The sequence below is a fragment of the Cohaesibacter haloalkalitolerans genome, from assembly GCF_003574655.1.
Classification (GTDB): domain Bacteria; phylum Pseudomonadota; class Alphaproteobacteria; order Rhizobiales; family Cohaesibacteraceae; genus Cohaesibacter; species Cohaesibacter haloalkalitolerans.
In genome coordinates this window covers 100,838-119,090 of record NZ_QNUM01000001.1, presented here as the reverse complement: position 1 = coordinate 119,090, position 18,253 = coordinate 100,838, and the positions used below count along the sequence as shown (strand labels likewise).

The following is an 18,253-nucleotide window of genomic DNA, read 5'->3' as shown; positions in this document are numbered from 1 at the left end:
GGCCTCTGTCACCAGTCAGTGTTTCTTGATGGCTTCCCACATCTGCGAGGCACAGGCACTGCTGGAGCAATTGCAGCAGGATGTGCCACAGGGAGACGCCTGAGCGGGCAGGGGACGCACGCGCCCGCGTTCCTGCAGGGTCTGCAACATGCCCTCAACGGCGGTTGGTGCTATTCCGAAATGCAGGGCGATATCGGAGGTGTTGGCCCGCCCGCGATCCCGCAGGTAGCGATTGACATCGGACAAGATCATAATACAGAGCTCCTTGCCAGTTCACCGGGCCGCCGCTGATTGCGGTGGCTGAAGAAATACATGAGAGCGACGGTGATCCCCACGGCTGCGACCGTCACGATGATCCAGGCCGTCGAACTTTGCGGATGGCGCGAGAAGGTGCCCACCTGATAGGCGAAGACACTGGTGCAATAGCCCATGAGCGTCGTCCAGCCGATCCCGAAAAAGGTCCATTTGCGTCCAATTTCCCGGAACAGGGCCCCGACGGCGGCCACGCATGGCACATAGAGCAGGATCAGCAAGAGATAGGCGAAGGCCCCAACCTTGCCGTCGAACCGGGCGACCATGGCGGAGAAGGTTGCGTTGTCGACCTCCAGCTCAGCTGCTGCGCTGTCGAGCGTCGACACGTCGCCAACACTCATTCCGAGCGGGTCGGAAAGGGCTCCGGCCAGATCGCTGAGGTTGGCCGGGATGGTGGCAAAGGCATCCGCGATGCCGCCAAAGAAATCGAAACCCTCTTCCGGTGCGGCGGCCGCATCGGCGCTGCTGGCGTCGATCTGGCTGTAGAGGGAGTTCAGCGTTCCGACCACGGCTTCCTTGGCAAAGACGCCGGTGAACAGCCCGACCGTTGCCGGCCAGTTCTCTTCATGGATGCCGAGCGGTTCGACAACCGGCGTGAGGGATTTGCCGATGGTAGCCAGCACGGAATGCTCGCTGTCTTCATGGCCGAAGCTGCCGTCCATTGCCATCGAGTTGAGAATGCTCAGGAAGAAGACGACGGCGACAATCACCTTGCCAGCACCCAGAATGAACTGCTTCACCCGGTCCCATGTCCGGATAAGGGCCGTCGAGATGCTTGGCAGCTGGTAGGGGGGCAGCTCCATCAGGAACGGCAGCGCCTTGCCACCAAACACGGCCTTCTTGAGCACGAGACCCGTGAAGACGGCAAACAGGATACCGATGATATAGAGCAGGAAGACCAGATTCTGGCCTCCGGTCGGAAAGAAGGCCGCTGCAAACAGTGCGTAGACCGGCAGACGGGCACCACAGGACATGAACGGTGCCATGAGAGCGGTCACGATACGGTCGCGCGGGTTGTCCAGCGTCCGGGAGGCCATGATGGCGGGCACGTTGCAGCCAAACCCGAGCAGCATCGGAACAAAGCTCTTGCCCGGCAGGCCGATGGAAATCATGGCGCGGTCAACGACGAAGGCTGCACGGGCCATGTAGCCACTCTCTTCCAGAATGGTCAGGAACAGAAACAGGAAGGCAACCACCGGCACGAAGGTGGCAACCGTCTGGATGCCGACGCCGATGCCCTTTGGCAGAATGGCAATCATCCAGTCAGGTGCGCCGATGCTGGCCATCCAGTGGGCCGGACCGTCAACAATGACCGTACCAGCCAGAATATCGAAGAAATCGATGAAGGCTCCGGCCAGATTGATGGTCAGCAGGAACATCACATACATGGTCAGCAGAAAGATCGGAATGCCCAGAATACGGCCCAGAGCGACACCGTCGATGCGCTCGGTCCAGGTCTTTGGCACCTGACGGATATGGCGAATGGCTTCGCGCGCCATATCATTGGCAAAACTGTAGCGCCCGTCGGCAATCAGCAGGTCGGCATCTTCGTCCTGCTCCTCGACAATCCGGGTGATCTCGCCATTGAGCAGCGCCTCGGCCCGGTCATCAAGGAAGGACAGCGCCTTGCCGTCGCCACCAAGAGATTTCACGGCCAGCCAGCGCTTGTCGACACCCTTGGCCTGTGCGATAGCGGAGAAGGATTCCTCCAGCCGCTCCAAAACCTCTTCCAGCGCCGGATCATAGGTTACGGAAACGTCGCTGATGACCTTTTCCCTTGCGGCTTCCTCAATCAGACCCTTCAACCTGTCCTGATTGATGCGATCCTTCCGGTCAACGGAGATGACGGGAACCCTCAGCATCGCGGACAGCTTGTCGACGTCGATCTCGATCCCTTCCTTGCGCGCAAGACCTGTCTTGGTCAGGGCTACAATCATCGGGACGCGCATATCCAGAAGCTGGGTTGTCAGAAAGAGGTTGCGTTCCAGATTGGCCGCGTCAACGATATTGACGACCAGATCGGCCTCGCCTTCCAGGATGTAATCCCGGGCGATGGCCTCATCTAGACCGCTTGAATAGGTGGTATCGAGAGAATAGGTGCCGGGAAGATCGACAATCACCACAGTGTTGCCATTGTGGCTGTAGTGGCCTTCCTTGCGGTCGATCGTGACCCCTGGCCAGTTGCCGACCCGCTGCCGGGCACCCGTCAGGGCGTTGAAAAGCGTTGTCTTGCCGCAGTTCGGATTCCCTGCAAAAGCGATACGAATATCTGTCATCAGCTTTCTCTATGCATAACGCTACCGTTCGCTGCCGCACCAGGAGCGTTGCTTCCGATTGAATTTGTTAGAGAAACGTCGTGGTAGTGGACTATTTGTCTTCGGTCTCGATCTGAACACCAATGGTGTCGGACTTGCGCAGCGACAAGGCGCTTCCGCGAATCTTGATTTCGATCGGGTCTCCCAGAGGAGCAATGCGCATGACCGTGAACTCTGTTCCGCGGGTCAGCCCCATAGCCATCAATTGCTGTTTGTATGCCCGGTTGGAGATATCCAGCCTGGCGATACGACCATGATCTCCAATTGTGAGATCATTGAGAGTAGCAATCATTTATGAACTCCGTTTCTTCACTTGGATCGGACGGTCTGTCGACTTCCCCAAACGGCAGATGTTCGAATAATTGAGAATGACTTGCAAATTCATCGTGCGAAATGGCTTCAATGTCAATTGATATGCATCAAAAAACGCTAAAAACTTGAAAAAAAGATACAGATTTTTGATGAATCCTTTGATAACAACTATTTGTTTAAGTATATACCCTTAGAAATACTGCTTCTCAGCCGGCGTCTAACAGAAACAAATGATCAACCGTGAACCAGACCTTCAAGGTCGACTCCATGATATTGTTTCGTCTGGTCCAAAACCACGTGGCTGGCAATCTGCATCTTGCCGCCCACCTGCACGAGCAGGTCTTCGGTGACGGAATGGTAGCGCTGGATGTCGGTGCAGACAAAGCGGACCAGATAGTCGAAGGAGCCGGACATCTTCAGGCACTCGACCACGTCGGGCAGTTCGGCGATGGCTTTTTCGAAGGTCGAGAAGATGGAATGATCGTGATCGCGGATCGTGATGGTCGCAACCACCGTGACATGGCGGCAAAGCGCTTCCAGATTGATAAGACCGAGGTAGCCGCTGATCAGGCCGATATCCTCCAACCGCTTGACCCTTTGCAGGCATGGGCTGGGCGACAAACCGACGATCTCAGAAAGAGCCTTGTTGGTGATACGGGCGTTTTTCTGGAGCTCATCCAGGATGTGCAGATCAATCCGATCGAGCTTGGAGCTTTTGCGCGGCACGCTTTCAGATCCTTTTTTGAGTGGGAATGCGAAACATTATTCCGCAATAGACTATCTAGTTACAGGAAATTGCTGTGTAGTCAAACCGACACAGTGCGAGAATGCGGCGCACCCTTGGCGGTAATCCACTCATTTATTCGAGATATAAACCAAAATAGGATGGCAAAAGAAAACAGTCTGCGCATTTGTATGAGGAAATGAAATGGTCGAGCGTGGCCAGATCTTGCGCTCGCCTCTAGGTCGTGCAAGCATGGCCGACAAAATAACAATATTTCACGTTCATTTTGCAGTCGGAGGATAATTTAATGAAAAAAGGTGGATCACTGGACCGCCGTTCGGTGTTGACCGGGCTTGCTGTTGGTGGTGCGGCAACGCTGGCCAGCCCGGCCGTCGTGAAAGCCAACGAGTCGATCGTTTGGAAGATGCCGATGTCGTGGCCAAAGCAGTTGCCGGGCGTCGGGATCAACGGTGTGCGGTTTGCCGAGCGGGTTGGCAAGATGTCCGGCGGGCGTCTGGTCATCAAGGTGTTTGGCGCCGGTGAGCTCGTGCCGCCGCTTGAAGTGTTTGATGCCGTTTCCAGTGGCGCAGCCGAAATCGGCCACGCAACCTCCTACTACTGGCAGGGCAAGGATCCGTCTTTCCATTTCTATACCGGTGTGCCGTTCGGCCTCACCCAGATCGAGCATGCCGCCTGGCTGCGCTTTGGTGGCGGGCAGGAGCTCTGGGAACGGGCCTATGATCCGTTCAATGTCATTCCGTTCTACGCCGGTGCTTCGGGCACTCAGGCTGGTGGCTGGTTCGCCAAGGAACTCAAGACCCTTGATGACCTGAAGGGTCTCAAGATGCGCATCGCCGGTCTCGGTGGTGAAGTCATGCGCCGTCTTGGCGTGTCGGTCGTGATGCTGCCAGCAACAGATATCTTCTCCGCCCTGCAGAATGGCACCATCGACGCGGCCGAATGGGTTGGCCCGTGGAACGATCTGGCCTTTGGCCTCTACAAGGTGGTGCACAACTACTATCTGCCCGCCTTCCACGAACCGGGTGCAGGCCTTGAGATCATCGTCAACAAGGACAAGTATCTCGGGCTGCCGGAGGATTTGCAGGCGATCGTCAAGGAAGCCGCCCAGTCCACAGCGCTCGAAACCATGGCGGACTATCAGTATAACAACGCGGAGTCCCTGCCGAAGCTGCTGGCCAAGGATGGTGTCCAGCTGCGCAAGCTGCCCGATGAACTGATGATGGCCATGGCCAAGGAAACCAAGGGTGTGCTCGAGGAAGTGGCCGCAAGCTCGCCGCTGGCTGGCGAGATTTACGACAGCTTCCTGAAATACCGCAATATCGCCGACGACTATATTATGGTCGCCGAGGCGGAAATCGTGCGGGTGCGCCATATGGCGATCCAGAAGGGGCTGATCTAGCCTTTACTCTCATCGCGCCGAAGTCCGGCCCCGAATCTGTATAAACCCGGCCTTTTATGGTCGGGTTTTGCATTTGGGACTGGATTTTTTGAGCCAAGCATGAGAAAGGCAGGAATTCTCTCTTCTCTGTGCATGAGAGCAAGGGTATAAGCGCTGCCATGAGCAAACAAAAATTTGAAAAAATCCGCAACTTCTCCATCATCGCGCATATCGATCATGGGAAGTCCACGCTCGCCGACCGGCTGATTCAGGCAACCGGGGGCTTGAGCGACCGTGAAATGCGTGAGCAGGTGCTCGACAGCATGGAAATCGAGCAGGAACGCGGTATCACCATCAAGGCCCAGACCGTTTCCCTGAAATATCTGGCAGATGACGGCGAGACCTATACGCTGAACCTGATGGACACGCCGGGTCATGTCGACTTTGCCTATGAGGTCAGCCGGTCTCTGGCCGCCTGTGAAGGCTCCCTCTTGGTCGTGGACGCCTCGCAAGGGGTGGAAGCCCAGACCCTGGCAAACGTCTATCAGGCCATCGATAACGATCATGAAATCGTCCCCATTCTCAACAAGATCGACCTGCCGGCCGCCGAGCCGGAGCGGGTGCGCGAGCAGATCGAGGATGTGATTGGCATTGACGCATCGAACGCCATCGAGGCAAGCGCCAAATCGGGCATCGGCATCAAGGAAACCCTCGAAGCCATCGTCCATCGCCTGCCAGCGCCGGAAGGCGACAAGGAAGCGCCGCTCAAGGCCATGCTGGTCGACAGCTACTATGACGTCTATCTCGGCGTTGTGGTGATCGTACGGATCATCGACGGCGAGCTGCGCAAGGGCGAACGGATCCGCATGATGGGCACCAATGCTGCCTATGACATCGACCGCATCGGCATTTTCACGCCGAAGATGGTTGATGTGGATGTTCTTGGTCCCGGTGAGGTCGGATTCCTGATCGCTTCGATCAAGGAAGTGGCCGATACGCGCGTCGGTGATACCATCACCCATGTCAAGCGCCCTTGCGAGAAGCCACTTGCTGGTTTCCGCGCGGCCCAGCCGGTGGTTTTCTGCGGCCTGTTCCCGGTCGACGCCAATGATTTCGAGGATCTGCGTCAGGCGATGGGCAAGCTGCGCCTCAATGACGCCAGCTTCTCCTTCGAGATGGAAACCTCGGCCGCGCTTGGCTTCGGCTTCCGGTGTGGCTTCCTTGGCCTGCTGCATCTGGAAATCATTCAGGAGCGCCTCAGCCGCGAGTTCGATCTGGATCTCATCGCCACCGCTCCGAGCGTGGTCTATGAGATGAAGATGACCAACGGCGAAGAGATCACCCTGCACAACCCGGCCGACATGCCGGATGTGGTCCGGATTGCCGAGATTCGCGAGCCGTGGATCAAGGCAAACATCATGACGCCGGACGAATATCTCGGTGCCATCCTGAAACTCTGTCAGGACCGCCGCGGCGTGCAGACCGACCTCAGCTATGTCGGCTCGCGCGCCATGGTCCAGTATGATCTGCCGCTCAACGAGGTCGTGTTCGACTTCTATGATCGCCTCAAGTCGATCTCCAAGGGCTACGCCAGCTTCGACTATCAGCTGTCCGACTATCGCCCCGGCGATCTGGTCAAGATGTCGATTCTGGTCAATGACGAGCCGGTCGATGCCCTGTCGGTGCTGGTTCACCGCTCACAGGCGGAAATCCGCGGCCGGTCCATGTGCGAGAAGCTCAAGGATCTCATTCCGCGTCACATGTTCAAGATCCCCATTCAGGCCGCGATTGGTGGCCGGGTGATTGCCCGTGAGACCATCTCGGCCATGCGCAAGGACGTGACGGCCAAATGCTATGGCGGCGACGCCACCCGCAAGCGCAAGCTTCTGGAAAAGCAGAAGGCCGGCAAGAAGAAGATGCGTCAGTTCGGCAAGGTGGAAATTCCGCAGGAAGCTTTCATCGCCGCCCTCAAGATGGACAGCTGACAAGGCGCCACAGCCAATTTGAAGAAACAGACGGAGCTCAATCGGGCTCCGTTTTTTGTTGTGGCCATCGGGTGACCAGGTTCGGACGCTGCCGGATTGCTGCTCCGGCCTCAAGCATGTTTGGTGCGGCGGGGTGCGGGTTGCTCGTTCTGTGAGGCGCCGGACCTGTCGACGGTCACCATGTTGCGGCCATTTCCCTTGGAGCGATAGAGCGCCATGTCGGCACGCTTGAGCAGGCTGTCCACATCATCACCGGCGCAATAGCGCGCAACCCCGAAGCTCGAGGTGATCCTGATCAGCTTGCCGCCTGCCATGATCGCGGTCTTTTCAATGGCCTCCCGGATCCGGTTGGCTAGACAGGCCGCCGAATAGAGGCTTTGGCTTTCGCTGATCAGCGCAAATTCCTCACCCCCCAGACGACCGATCAGGTCGCCCTCCGCCGAGGCGATCTTGGCGACGGTCCGGATGACCTCATCACCGGCATCATGGCCAAAGCGGTCATTGACCGATTTGAAATGGTCGAGATCGAACATGATGGCCGAGACTGCACTGTCCGGATCCTGCCGCTCGATGAGGGCGTGGGTCTTCTCCAGAAAGGCGCGGCGATTATAGAGGTTGGTCAGGGAGTCGTGATTGGCCAGCTGGACCAGCTGCTTCTGCAGCATGACCACCCGTTCCGCGACGCGCAGACGGGCCAGCAGGATTTCCTCCTGCAAGGGCTTGTGCAAGAAGTCGTCTGCGCCACTGTCCAGTGCTTCCACCAGAATATGGGCGTTGGTTTGCTCGGAAATGGCGACCACATACATGGGCTTGCGCGCGGTTGCCAGAATGCGGCAGTTCCAGCATATTTCAAGCCCGGAGTTGTCTTTCAGATTGAGAGAGACGATGACAACGTCGATGTCAGCTGTCTGCTGGACAAAGCTCCATGCCTCGTCGCCATTGGTGAAGGCGAACACGGTCTCCCGCCGTTGCTCCAGAATGGTGCGAACCGCTTTGCAGTCCTCGTAATTATCTTCAACCAGTACAATTTTCATCCGGTCTCCAACACTTGGTCTTGAGGTGTCCCGTTGCCAGCTTTATCGCCAGAAGCAGGATTGGAAAGCGAGGCTTCCCTATAATGGGAGAGATCTCAATAATTTGGAATAAATCAAAGTTGCGTAATAAAAAGTCTCTGAGAGATGTTAAACGCAAAGAGAATAAAGATTTGGTTGCCAGAATTCAGAACTTGGAAAAAATGACGATGGTGCGACGGTTGACCGCAGAATGCCGAGATTGGTCAGGCGATTCCGCCCAACGCTCTCAAGCCGGGTCGTCGCGTAAGATCTGCTGGTGTCGGTGGGGTCAGATATCGGAATCGATCGACTGCAAAAAGCGATCCGCTTCCAGAAGAGCCCGATCTCTCTTGAAACGCAGGGAGCTCAAATCCCATTTCAAGTCTTCCATCTCGTTCCTCAATGATCCGAGACGTTTGGCGGCCTTGGGGTTGTCCCTGTTCGCCATGAGTTCTTCCCGGTTCCGGCGCAGGCTGGAGATTTCCCGTTCCTTCTCGGCGATCTCGGTTTCCACCTCGTGCAGTTCACTGCCGCGCATGAAACCACGCATGAATTCAGGCTCACTCGCCGGCGAACAGATATGCTGGTAGCTGTAGCCATTGCGCCCGACGGAAAAGCCGTTCGATGGCGTGCAATAGGTAATCAGCCCCCTCTGATAGCCCTCGTTGTATAGCTTCTGATCCGGCACGATATCATATTTGGCGCAAGCCTTGAGATGGTCCTCGAAGCGGGCGGTTGTCCGGCCTTCCATGGCATCATTGGTGCCGACGCTGGCCCAATCGCCCATCTTGCATTCTTCCTGCGACAGGCTGGCGCAGCCCGCCAGAAGCGGCACAATAAGGGCGAAGGTCAGAAGGCTACGCATGAGAAGTCTCGGCTCCGTGATTGTCTTGCGTGGCTGAATAGCCGCAAATCTCATCTCTGACCGGAATGCTCTGCTTGCGAGCGATATGTGTCAAGACACAAAGAAACTTTTCTGCAGTCTATATATGGTTAATGATTTATGTATAGGATCAGGTGAGATAAACGTTCACGAGGCGGAGTCGGGCCATGGTGCCACAGACAGTGCAAAGGCAATTCGATAAACTCTCCAATATGTTGCCAAGAGATACGGCAATGGTCGGGCTGGGCGCAAGTTGGCGCACATGGCGCACATGGCGTTCTGGCTGGGCGCCGCTGGCCGTGGCGATGGTTGCGGCCGGGCTGATGGCCGGAGCGGCAACGGGGTCTGCTTCAGCCCAGACCTCTGCCAAACAGCTCTTCGGCGCGCAGAAACTGCCCGCCAATCTCCAGTCCCGCGCTATCGGGTCCTATGCCAAGGGCTGTCAGGCCGGGGCGGTTGCCCTGCCTGTTGATGGACCGGCATGGCAGGCCATGCGCCTGTCGCGCAATCGCAACTGGGGGCAGCCGGTGCTCATCGACTTTCTGGAAAAGCTTGCAGTGGATGCAAGGGCCCATGACGGCTGGAACGGATTGCTTGTCGGCGATATAGCTCAGCCGCGTGGCGGCCCGATGATAACCGGTCATGCCTCTCACCAGATCGGGCTTGATGCCGACATCTGGCTGCGTCCGATGCCGGAACAGCGCTTTGACATGAAGGAACGGGAAACCGTCTCCGCCATCTCGATGCTGAAGAACGGCACCCGTTCCGTTGATCCGAGCAAATTCACATCGGCCCAGTTCCGTCTCATCAAGCGGGCCGCATCCACCCCCGGAGTTGCCCGCATCTTTGTGCATCCCGGCATCAAGAAAGCCCTGTGCGACATGGCAGGGAATGACCGCGCCTGGCTGCGGCAGGTGCGCCCCTGGTATGGCCACTACTACCACTTCCATGTCCGTCTGGCCTGCCCTCCCGGCAATCCGGGCTGCAAGGATCAGGCACCGCCGCCAGCCGGTGATGGTTGTGGCAAGGAACTGGCCTGGTGGCTCTCGGACGAACCCTGGACGCCCAAGAAGCCCGACCCCAACAAGCCGCCCGTCAAGAAGCATGTCATGACGCTGGCCGATCTGCCCGATGCCTGTCAGGCGGTGATCGCCGCAGGCCCGACCCCTGGGGCTACTGTAGCCTCCGCCGCGGTCGGTTCGGCACCCTATGTCCCGATCGAGGATGATGCGCCCGTAGCAGCTCTGCCCAAACCGAGGCCGCTGGTCAACTGAAGGCCGGAATATGTCTCACCGGGCCTCTGACGGGAACGCCAGAGGCCAGATCCAGAGGCCAGATTCCGAGGCAAGCCATAGGCGAGCGCCGCAGCTTCATGAACCGGGGCAGCGCACGCCGGTGCCGCCCAACCCGCAATAGCCATCGGGATTTTTGGCAAGATACTGCTGATGATAGGCCTCGGCATAATAGAACGGCCCATGCGGTCTGATTTCGCTGGTGATCGGCCCATATCCCTTTTTGGCAAGTTCGGCCTGATAGCGCGCCTGCGATTGCCGGGCCTCGGACAATTGCTCTTCCGAATAGGTGTAGATCGCCGAGCGATATTGCGTGCCGATATCGTTGCCCTGCCGCATGCCCTGCGTCGGATCATGCTGTTCCCAGAACACGGCCAGCAGAAAGGAGAGAGGCAATATTTCCGGATCATAGACCACCAGAACGGTCTCGGCGTGTCCTGTCCCGCCACTGCAGACCTCTTCATAGGTCGGGTTCGGGGTATGGCCTCCACTATATCCCACGGCTGTCACGTGAACCCCGTTCATCTGCCAGAAAAGCCGCTCTGCACCCCAGAAGCAGCCCATGCCAAACTCGATGATATCGCAATGGGCTGGGAACGGCGGATGCAGCGGGTGGCCGAGGACAAAATGGGTCTCGGCGGTTGCGATGGGCGTTTGTCGGCCGGGCAGGGCCTCTTCCCTGTTGGGCATTTCCAGCTTGCGACGGTGTAATCCAAACATGGTGCATTCCTCCACGGCTGAACGGTGAATGTGAATGATGGTATAGCGGACGTCAGACTTTGAGGCCGAAGCCGATGGCCATATGGGCCGATTTTTGCCAACGGCAAAAGCACGCTGATCCTGACCGGTCGTCAGCCCAAAAAGGCGTGGTCGGGCCGCTTACTGATAGATAGGGTCGTCCATCAGATCCGGATCATCTTCGGGCGGCGTTTTCTGCCCAGATAGACAAACAACAGTCCGATGATGGCCGCAAACAGCCAGGCAGGCATCATCAGGATCCACTGCACCACCGGATCCCAAATCAGGGGATGCACATTGCGCTGGATGACAGCCTGAGCCAGATTGAGGCTTTCCCGGTGCATCTCGAACCATGTCTCGCCCAGCGGCTTCATGACAATCCGGTTGGCCGCAATCGATCGCACACCATCAAGCACCAGAGCCAAGAGGGCTAAGGCGCAAATCCATAATCCGATGAAGGAAAAAACAAATCGTATGACTCTCATCGAACCCGCCTTTCACAGTCCAAGCCTTGCTCAAGAAGCGACGCCTCAGGTCTCATCACTATAGTCTTCATGATCAACGCTTGGGTATCACATTTGTTGCAGCATCATCTCAAATTAATGTGCATTTTATGATGATTGCGCACAATCTCAAAGGCAGCAGGGATATCAGTACCGGATTCTGCTGCCAGCAAGGCCCACCGGAGCTTGGACGGCCTGTTTTCACCCTGTAAAAGCAGTTCGGCACAGTGAAATTACGAAAGAAAAACAGATTTTTAGCCAGGATTGCCAAGGAAGTTGTGTTTTCTGTCAACAGGTGCAATTTTAGTGGCTTGCGTTCCCGCTTTTTTTGGCTATAGTGCGCCCACACTTTAGGGTACGGAGAGGTGGCCGAGTGGTCGAAGGCGCACGCCTGGAACGCGTGTAGGCGGGTAACCGTCTCCAGGGTTCGAATCCCTGTCTCTCCGCCATTTTTCAAGCAATAAATTGGAATTTATATAGTAAATTCAATCGCTTGATGCGAGATCCCCTGCACCCCCCCCCAAAAAAAAGCTACACAAACCTATGCAAAGGTCTATGGCCCTTTCCACGGTTTTCTTCAATTCTTTCATGTTGAGTGGAACTGACTGAACGCTTCAACCTGCAAGGGATGCATTCGAGCCAAGTAGCTCGGCATTGGTCGATTTACGCGAATTGCGACGAGCGATTTTGTGCCTGCTTCTCGCAGGCCTGTTTCGGGCGGAAAGCGGTCATTTCCCGCAGGTGCGAGTTCGCAGATTCTTCTGGTCAAAGCAGCCATCCAGGAATGCTAGAGGAGCGTTTTAGTAACCGTAGTCTGTTTAAGCGAGGAACCGGTCTTAATTCGCAGTCCTGATCAGGCAGATCAGCACGATAGCATAAATCCACATGGCTTCTGTCCACTTTGTGTGGAGTAGCTCATGCCTACAGAATACAGGCGCATTTAGTGATAACAATTCCAGGTTATCAGTCAATGTAAATATTACAATTCGATTGAATATGTAAAACTTAGAATAAATTCACAGTTTTTGGCTACAAATGTACCATTCATAGACAATTTTTCAGCCGTCGAGTGACTTATATAATCAGAAACATTAGAGTTGGTTTAATGTTATTTAGAAAGTGGGGATTTGGAAATGAGGAAATTTTCTTCAATTATCTTGATGATGTCACTTACAGTTGTTGCGTCTTCTTTACTGACTGCTTATGCGCAAGCAGCTCAATATAGATACGTGATTATAGGTACAGACGGCAGAATAAAGTCGACGTCAAATGTTTGGCCAGGAAGAAATAGTGGTGGCACATATTTTCTGTTTTGCGGAACTGGCAATGGATCTGGGAAATATTTCTCGACAAACTTCAGATATGGACGTGCCGATGCGACCCGACATGTAGTGCAAATTTATGGCAATAGTGGTTGGAATAACTATTGTGGGATAAGAACAAGAAACAACTAAATTTATAAATTGGTTTGGTGAGACGAATATTTGTTTTCACCAAATCAATTTATCTCGGTTCTTCTTTAAGTGGCAATTGTATCTCGGATTGCATGAGTGGTGTTAAGCAAAAGGGGGCAGGGTAATGCGAATTATTTTAGCTATGGGTATCTTGGGCCTTATCTGTACCTCAGCTTTTGCGGAACAATCGCAAGCACGCTTCACTCAGGGACTACAGATCTGCAAAGATTTTGGCGATGACGGCTTCTTTGTTAAGGACAGATTGGAGGAACAAGGCTGGGTTGGCAATTTCAACGAGGATTACGGCACGGATATCCTTTATAGCCCGGGTCGAACCATCTGGGTGATACCACCCTCAGAAGGAGCAAAACCACCTGCAACTTGCTCCGTGATTTCCGATACTGTGACCATTTTCAAGGCTGAAGAGTCGGTTCAACTGGTAATTTCCAGTAGCAATCAAAACTATCAGCTTCTTTCAAATCAGGGTTGCTCGGAATACGACCTCAATGGAGCACAGAAGATCAGAATCTGGTCCGACGGGCAGGATGATTTTTGCACCGACCCCAATAGTGCGAGAGTGGAAGTCATCACCTTTCATAACCCGGTGGCAGGACAATGATAAGGCTGGCCGAGGATCGCTCTCCTCAACGCTATACAAGCTTGCCAAATAGGCCAAAGCGCTGTCCCAAATGCAAAAGCGGTACAATGATGGCAACGAGAGCCACTGTTGGGGGAGGCTGGGGTGGAAATGGTCTGCGGTTTCTCTACTGCTGCGAACAGTGCGATAACAAGGCTCTGATTGAAGCTCGCTCTATCCAGATTTCACAGGCCATGGTTGGCGTTTTGCTTTGCGTCGCAGGTATCGTCTTCGCCGTCACGCTGGATGCTCCTTCCAACATAGCGCTCTGCATAATGTTGCTTGGACTAGGCGGATTTACAGTATTCTGGTCTTTGTGGGGCAAGTACGGTTTATTTGCCGATCTCCCTTCCCAAGTCAACAATCAGCAGAAACTGTTGGTCGAAGATGGGATATTCCTATCTGAGGCAGAGGAATATGCCCAGAAGCGGCGCACCAAACGCGTCACATCCATAATTTATGCCATTGTTTGCTTGACCTTTGTGTTACTGCTCTTGGACCTGATTTTACAATGGAATTGAATGGCGATGAGGTGCTTGGCAAGGCTGATTTTCCTTATCGGCTTCAAACGGGCCAAACTTGGGCAATGCTGCTTCTAATTCTCGTCTTTTCAGGCCTTTGTTTCTTCATGAGCTATAGTCGACTTACCAATTCTCCATCGCATCCACTCGAATTTGCAATTTGGGGCCTAGGGGCAGTTGGATCAGTTGCACTGGCTCTGCTTTTATTCAACGCATGGAAGGCTCAGAGGCATTCCGGTCGAGCCATCCATCTTGGTGCTGATGGACTGGAACTCCCGCGAACGATTCTGACACGCAAGCAGATCTTCATCAGATATAGCGACATCGACGCGGTGTTACTGGAAAAAGCACCTCGCGGAGGCTTTCAATCCATAAGGATTCGGCATTCTGGCAAATCGACAAATGTTTATGAAATTGGATTTTCCAGCAAATCCAAATATTTAAAATTTTACATGTCTTTATTGAAGCAGAAGAACTTGACTTTTGCGATAGAGGAATAAAATAGCGATAGAAGTGACTATGCAGTATTGTGGTCTAGGACCATGATTTTATCGTTTATATATTCAGACATTTTCTTTGGATCTCCCAAGGTCTTGTAGCACTGACGCCCTGAATGCGTAGATGGTGCTTCAAAATCTAATGGCAGCTTTTAGGCGGCAGCGTTGCTGCATCAGAACGCAAGCGCACGTCGCCTTTGGGCCGCGAATACCAATCACGATCCTAGATGTGCAATTTCGGGCTATGATGCAGCGAATCAGGCCGCTCGGAGCCCATTAGAGACCTTCGAATTGAGGGATCATGCGCTGATGCTTCAACGGGGGCCGGAAAACGCGGTCCATTGCTGACCCTCGCCAGCTGACATCTGCCTCAAAATGACTTCTGCATTCCTGCCGTTCGAACGAAGTGCAGTATTTCAATCGACCAGATGACGGGTGAGCGGACGAAGGAGACATTTGGTGCTAGAGCGAGATTTCATGGCACCTGAAAGCGCTTCCGGAAAATCGGACGGTCATTAAGCTTCTCGACTACGAGTTCGACGGTTCGCAGCTCTTTCCAGTAACCATCATTTCATCGATAAGTTCCCTCGCAAATGCAAGGTTGGGTGGAGACGAGGCAAACAGGAGGCGGTACACAATCGGCGCGAACAAATGATTGATGAGCGCGTCGCTGGATGGAACCTCTTCGCCTCTCTCGGCTGCTCTTTCCAGCATGATGTCAAATTGCTGACGCATATAGTTGGCGCAGGCATCGGCATTCTCAATCTTCGGGCTGCTCAGGATATCGCGGAGTATTGTTCGCCCGACATCAGAGGTCATCTCCTCAATGTAGCCCTCAATCCAAACCTCAAGATCTCCACGCAATGATCCAGTAGACACCGGAGCTGCATCAGGCTGCATACGTTCCAGGGCGACATCCGAGAGCAGCTGCGCCAGGTCACCCCAACGACGATAGATTGTCGAGGGCGTTACGCCTGCCGCCTGCGCGATGAGTGGCACATTCAGGCTCTCTCTGCCTTGCGTTTCGATGAGGTTTCGCACGGTGTTATGCACAGACTGTTGAATACGAGCACTCCGCCCTCCGGGCCTTGTCGCCTTCAAATCATTCATGTTTTTTTGCTTCCCACTCCAATTCCTGCGTGTGGGCCTCTTTCACACATTGGAATTAAAGCTAATAATTTGCTTTAAGGGCGATCGTTCTATATATGTAAACGCTCAAAATTAGCTTTTACAGGAAAATTTAGAAATGTCAAACCTTTGCGATGCCAGTTGCCAGTCAACCGGCCAAACAGGTCGCTTGACCGCCATCATACATTCTCTATCCCTGATCGCCTTTTTTGCGGCTTCCAGCGCACCAACACCGCTCTATCGGCTCTATCAGCACAATTGGGCTTTTTCTTCCGACGTCTTGACGCTGATCTTTGGTGTCTATCCCATCGCGCTGCTCGTTGCGTTGCTGTTCGCGGGCAAGCTGTCGGACTTCATTGGCCGCAGGCCGGTCATTGCTCTGGCACTTGGCATCGAGATTGTGGCAATGACCATCTTCCTGTTTGCTCAGTCCCCATACTGGCTGTTGGGTGCCAGAGTGATGCAGGGCGTTGCGACGGGACTGGCAACCGCGGCTCTCGGTGCTGCACTTCTCGATCTTGATCAACAGCTCGGGGGCTTCATCAATAGCGTAGCTCCGATGAGTGGGATGGCGCTGGGGGCACTGGGGACCGCAGCGCTGGTACAGCTTGCTCCCGCTCCTTTGCATCTGGTCTACATAGTGCTGTTGGCTGCGTTTCTTGCGCAAACTGTCTTCACATGGATGGTGCCTGAGACGAGAGCACCACGCCCTGGAGCGATCGCCTCGCTGCGCGCGCGTATCGCGATTCCCAATGCGGCGCGTGTAGAATTGCTGGCCGTCACTCCGATCAATGTAGCTCTCTGGGCGATGGGTGGCTTCTATCTTTCCTTGATGCCAACTCTGATTTCACAGGCAATCGGAGATAGCTCGGTCTGGCTTGGCGGCATCAGCGTTGCTGCTCTGACGCTGAGTGGAGCGGCGTTCATTGTGATGCTTAGCAATGCGAAGCCGCGCACGGCCCTGATCGGCGGTGCCTATTCATTGCTTGCAGGATTGGTTGTGACACTGATCGGCATCAATGCCAGCATGACGAGCCTTCTGATTGTGGGGTCCATGATTGCCGGTGGTGGCTTCGGATTGGGATTTCTGGGTGCGATGCGCAGCGTTATGCCACTGGCCAAGGCAGATGAGAGAGCAGGTCTCATGTCGGCTTTCTACCTCCAGAGCTACCTTGCCAATAGTGTGCCCACCATTTTGGCTGGTTTTCTTACCCGTAATCTCGACCTGACCGTTGTCGCTGATGTCTACGTCCTGGGCCTGATCGTGATGGTCACAATAGGATTGGGGCTCACCCTGAGGAGAAAGCAAACCTCAACCAGCTAGCCCCTGTGCGAACTTAAGCAAACACCACAAACTGCCTATCATAAAGCTGCTTCTGGATACTCTCAGCCATCCGTACAGCTTGGGAGCGAAATGCTGCGCTTTAGTCGAATGTCAGGAATGAGGAGGCTGATTTTTTAGCCTCAGAGGTCGGCGAACGGCGGCTCTGGGCCGCCTCTTCCATGGGCTCAATGAGATCTGGTCATGATTATGCCAATCTGAGCATTGCAGATGCGCTTATGAATAGACGCCTGATTGGACCGACAGCAAATAGGCAAGAACACTGTCAGATTTGCGCTCGGCAACCAAATCAAACGCAGTTTTTCCGGCCCAACCGGGAATCGGTTGATGTTTAAACCAAAGAGCTGCACGCTGATCAGACCCAGTCATTGTCAACGGCGGAGTAAAAGCCGGCCATGAGGTGGCGCAAAAGTCGGCCACTTGCGCCGCAGGCATTCGACTGCCGGGAGGGCGTAGCCCGAGCGGGGGGTGAATGCCTGCGTGACGACTTTCCTTGAAGGGTTTTATGTGGCCTTTCGCGCCTTGCTTTGAGCAAGACGATAGCTCTCGCCATTCATTTCCAGAATGTTGACGTGATGTGTCAGGCGATCAAGCAATGCACCGGTGAGCCGTTCGGTTCCGAAGGTCTCTGTCCATTCATCGAACGGCAGGTTGGAGGTGATCAGTGTCGCCCCCCGTTCGTATCGCGGCGAGATCAACTCGAAGAGGAGTTCCGCCCCGGTTTTGGATAGAGGGACGAAGCCCAATTCGTCCGTTGCCCGGCAGGACATGCTTGCATGTCCGAGAGGGGATGATCAGCAGCTTGACGTTTGCCATCTGCTTCTGGACACGCAACAGGCGGCGCTCGTCACGCGCTTCCATCAGTTCATTGACCAGGGCCTCAGCGGTGGTGAAGCCGACATTCATCCCTTTCTGGCAGGCAGCAAGCCCCAGGCCCAGCGCCACATGGGTCTTGCCGGTTCCGCTGGGACCCAGCGCAATGACGTTCTCGCGCCGGTCAACCCATTCGCAGCGCGCCAGTTCCAGCACCAGCATCTTGTTGAGCCTCGGTATCGCCTTGAAGTCAAAGCTGTCAAGTTGAACACTTCCGCGAGGGCACGAGTGCCTCAGTCAGCGCCGATATGCTCGGCGGAACCACGTTCAAGGGACATATCGATAG

Annotated in this window: 16 protein-coding genes, 1 tRNA gene and 2 pseudogenes; 8 read left to right on the top strand and 11 right to left on the bottom strand. The window is 54.8% G+C overall.

Annotation, left to right across the window (positions count from 1 at the left end; genetic code table 11):
- Window positions 1-15: 15 nt before the first annotated feature.
- The 4 genes from DSL70_RS00545 to DSL70_RS00530 form a co-directional block, all read right to left on the bottom strand.
- Window positions 16-252 carry a FeoC-like transcriptional regulator gene (locus tag DSL70_RS00545; RefSeq protein WP_119305951.1) on the bottom strand — a complete coding sequence of 79 codons (237 nt, stop codon included), beginning with the start codon at window positions 250-252 and terminating at the stop codon, window positions 16-18.
- Window positions 249-2,588, bottom strand: a complete 2,340-nt coding sequence (gene feoB, locus DSL70_RS00540; RefSeq protein WP_119305950.1) for a Fe(2+) transporter permease subunit FeoB — start codon at window positions 2,586-2,588, stop codon at window positions 249-251. The genes DSL70_RS00545 and feoB overlap by 4 nt, the downstream gene beginning before the upstream one ends.
- A gap of 91 nt (window positions 2,589-2,679) precedes the next feature.
- Window positions 2,680-2,919, bottom strand: a complete 240-nt coding sequence (locus DSL70_RS00535) for a FeoA family protein (protein ID WP_119305949.1) — start codon at window positions 2,917-2,919, stop codon at window positions 2,680-2,682.
- A 254-nt stretch (window positions 2,920-3,173) separates the two neighbouring features.
- Entirely contained in the window at window positions 3,174-3,665 is a 492-nt protein-coding gene (locus DSL70_RS00530; RefSeq protein WP_119305948.1) for an Lrp/AsnC family transcriptional regulator, read from the bottom strand.
- 305 nt (window positions 3,666-3,970) lie between these two features.
- Here DSL70_RS00530 and DSL70_RS00525 point away from each other — a divergent pair, with 305 nt between their 5' ends.
- Together DSL70_RS00525 and lepA are read left to right on the top strand one after the other, a co-directional pair.
- On the top strand, window positions 3,971-5,083 hold the full coding sequence (locus tag DSL70_RS00525; protein ID WP_119305947.1) for a TRAP transporter substrate-binding protein: 1,113 nt from the start codon (window positions 3,971-3,973) through the stop codon (window positions 5,081-5,083).
- A 158-nt stretch (window positions 5,084-5,241) separates the two neighbouring features.
- Entirely contained in the window at window positions 5,242-7,047 is a 1,806-nt protein-coding gene (gene lepA, locus DSL70_RS00520) for a translation elongation factor 4 (RefSeq protein ID WP_119305946.1), read from the top strand.
- A 110-nt stretch (window positions 7,048-7,157) separates the two neighbouring features.
- On the opposite strand, the gene DSL70_RS00515 is transcribed toward lepA, so the two are convergent.
- Together DSL70_RS00515 and DSL70_RS00510 are read right to left on the bottom strand one after the other, a co-directional pair.
- Window positions 7,158-8,081, bottom strand: a complete 924-nt coding sequence (locus tag DSL70_RS00515; protein WP_119305945.1) for a GGDEF domain-containing response regulator — start codon at window positions 8,079-8,081, stop codon at window positions 7,158-7,160.
- Window positions 8,082-8,388: 307 nt separating this feature from the next.
- Window positions 8,389-8,964 carry a DUF2799 domain-containing protein gene (locus tag DSL70_RS00510; RefSeq protein WP_162916263.1) on the bottom strand — a complete coding sequence of 192 codons (576 nt, stop codon included), beginning with the start codon at window positions 8,962-8,964 and terminating at the stop codon, window positions 8,389-8,391.
- A gap of 323 nt (window positions 8,965-9,287) precedes the next feature.
- On the opposite strand from DSL70_RS00510, the gene mepA reads away from it, so the two are divergent.
- Entirely contained in the window at window positions 9,288-10,256 is a 969-nt protein-coding gene (gene mepA / locus DSL70_RS00505) for a penicillin-insensitive murein endopeptidase (RefSeq protein WP_119306545.1), read from the top strand.
- A gap of 96 nt (window positions 10,257-10,352) precedes the next feature.
- Here mepA and msrA read toward each other — a convergent pair whose 3' ends face one another.
- Window positions 10,353-10,994 (bottom strand): peptide-methionine (S)-S-oxide reductase MsrA, encoded by a 642-nt coding sequence (gene msrA / locus DSL70_RS00500; RefSeq protein ID WP_119305943.1) that lies wholly within the window; start codon window positions 10,992-10,994, stop codon window positions 10,353-10,355.
- Window positions 10,995-11,176: 182 nt separating this feature from the next.
- Window positions 11,177-11,497 (bottom strand): hypothetical protein, encoded by a 321-nt coding sequence (locus DSL70_RS00495; RefSeq protein ID WP_162916262.1) that lies wholly within the window; start codon window positions 11,495-11,497, stop codon window positions 11,177-11,179.
- 377 nt (window positions 11,498-11,874) lie between these two features.
- Here DSL70_RS00495 and DSL70_RS00490 point away from each other — a divergent pair.
- The 4 genes from DSL70_RS00490 to DSL70_RS00475 all read left to right on the top strand — a co-directional run bounded on the left by DSL70_RS00490 (window position 11,875) and on the right by DSL70_RS00475 (window position 14,627).
- Window positions 11,875-11,964: transfer RNA gene (locus DSL70_RS00490), tRNA-Ser, on the top strand.
- Window positions 11,965-13,093: 1,129 nt separating this feature from the next.
- Window positions 13,094-13,588, top strand: a complete 495-nt coding sequence (locus DSL70_RS00485) for a hypothetical protein (protein WP_119305941.1) — start codon at window positions 13,094-13,096, stop codon at window positions 13,586-13,588.
- 86 nt (window positions 13,589-13,674) lie between these two features.
- Window positions 13,675-14,127 (top strand): hypothetical protein, encoded by a 453-nt coding sequence (locus tag DSL70_RS00480; protein ID WP_119305940.1) that lies wholly within the window; start codon window positions 13,675-13,677, stop codon window positions 14,125-14,127.
- Window positions 14,118-14,627 (top strand): hypothetical protein, encoded by a 510-nt coding sequence (locus DSL70_RS00475; RefSeq protein ID WP_162916261.1) that lies wholly within the window; start codon window positions 14,118-14,120, stop codon window positions 14,625-14,627. The genes DSL70_RS00480 and DSL70_RS00475 overlap by 10 nt, the downstream gene beginning before the upstream one ends.
- A 525-nt stretch (window positions 14,628-15,152) precedes the next feature.
- On the opposite strand, the gene DSL70_RS00470 is transcribed toward DSL70_RS00475, so the two are convergent.
- Window positions 15,153-15,734 (bottom strand): TetR/AcrR family transcriptional regulator, encoded by a 582-nt coding sequence (locus DSL70_RS00470; RefSeq protein WP_119305938.1) that lies wholly within the window; start codon window positions 15,732-15,734, stop codon window positions 15,153-15,155.
- Window positions 15,735-15,870: 136 nt separating this feature from the next.
- Here DSL70_RS00470 and DSL70_RS00465 point away from each other — a divergent pair, with 136 nt between their 5' ends.
- On the top strand, window positions 15,871-17,076 hold the full coding sequence (locus DSL70_RS00465; RefSeq protein WP_119305937.1) for an MFS transporter: 1,206 nt from the start codon (window positions 15,871-15,873) through the stop codon (window positions 17,074-17,076).
- A gap of 234 nt (window positions 17,077-17,310) precedes the next feature.
- On the opposite strand, the pseudogene DSL70_RS00460 reads toward DSL70_RS00465, so the two are convergent.
- Together DSL70_RS00460 and istB are read right to left on the bottom strand one after the other, a co-directional pair.
- Window positions 17,311-17,445, bottom strand: a pseudogene (locus tag DSL70_RS00460) (DUF2384 domain-containing protein); the annotation flags it as partial.
- Window positions 17,446-17,597: 152 nt separating this feature from the next.
- Window positions 17,598-18,171 (bottom strand): annotated as a pseudogene (istB, locus tag DSL70_RS00455) (IS21-like element helper ATPase IstB); the annotation flags it as partial.
- Between the last annotated feature and the right edge of the window lie 82 nt (window positions 18,172-18,253).

Bases quoted from the DNA above. Each gene is read 5' to 3' on its own strand.
- DSL70_RS00470 (WP_119305938.1), bottom strand. From the start codon at position 15,734: ATGAATGATTTGAAGGCGACAAGGCCCGGAGGGCGGAGTGCTCGTATT.
- DSL70_RS00525 (WP_119305947.1), top strand. From the start codon at position 3,971: ATGAAAAAAGGTGGATCACTGGACCGCCGTTCGGTGTTGACCGGGCTT.
- DSL70_RS00495 (WP_162916262.1), bottom strand. From the start codon at position 11,497: ATGAGAGTCATACGATTTGTTTTTTCCTTCATCGGATTATGGATTTGC.
- DSL70_RS00535 (WP_119305949.1), bottom strand. From the start codon at position 2,919: ATGATTGCTACTCTCAATGATCTCACAATTGGAGATCATGGTCGTATC.
- DSL70_RS00465 (WP_119305937.1), top strand. From the start codon at position 15,871: ATGTCAAACCTTTGCGATGCCAGTTGCCAGTCAACCGGCCAAACAGGT.
- feoB (WP_119305950.1), bottom strand. From the start codon at position 2,588: ATGACAGATATTCGTATCGCTTTTGCAGGGAATCCGAACTGCGGCAAG.
- DSL70_RS00515 (WP_119305945.1), bottom strand. From the start codon at position 8,081: ATGAAAATTGTACTGGTTGAAGATAATTACGAGGACTGCAAAGCGGTT.
- mepA (WP_119306545.1), top strand. From the start codon at position 9,288: ATGGTTGCGGCCGGGCTGATGGCCGGAGCGGCAACGGGGTCTGCTTCA.
- DSL70_RS00510 (WP_162916263.1), bottom strand. From the start codon at position 8,964: ATGCGTAGCCTTCTGACCTTCGCCCTTATTGTGCCGCTTCTGGCGGGC.
- DSL70_RS00475 (WP_162916261.1), top strand. From the start codon at position 14,118: ATGGAATTGAATGGCGATGAGGTGCTTGGCAAGGCTGATTTTCCTTAT.
- lepA (WP_119305946.1), top strand. From the start codon at position 5,242: ATGAGCAAACAAAAATTTGAAAAAATCCGCAACTTCTCCATCATCGCG.
- DSL70_RS00485 (WP_119305941.1), top strand. From the start codon at position 13,094: ATGCGAATTATTTTAGCTATGGGTATCTTGGGCCTTATCTGTACCTCA.
- DSL70_RS00545 (WP_119305951.1), bottom strand. From the start codon at position 252: ATGATCTTGTCCGATGTCAATCGCTACCTGCGGGATCGCGGGCGGGCC.
- DSL70_RS00480 (WP_119305940.1), top strand. From the start codon at position 13,675: ATGATGGCAACGAGAGCCACTGTTGGGGGAGGCTGGGGTGGAAATGGT.
- msrA (WP_119305943.1), bottom strand. From the start codon at position 10,994: ATGTTTGGATTACACCGTCGCAAGCTGGAAATGCCCAACAGGGAAGAG.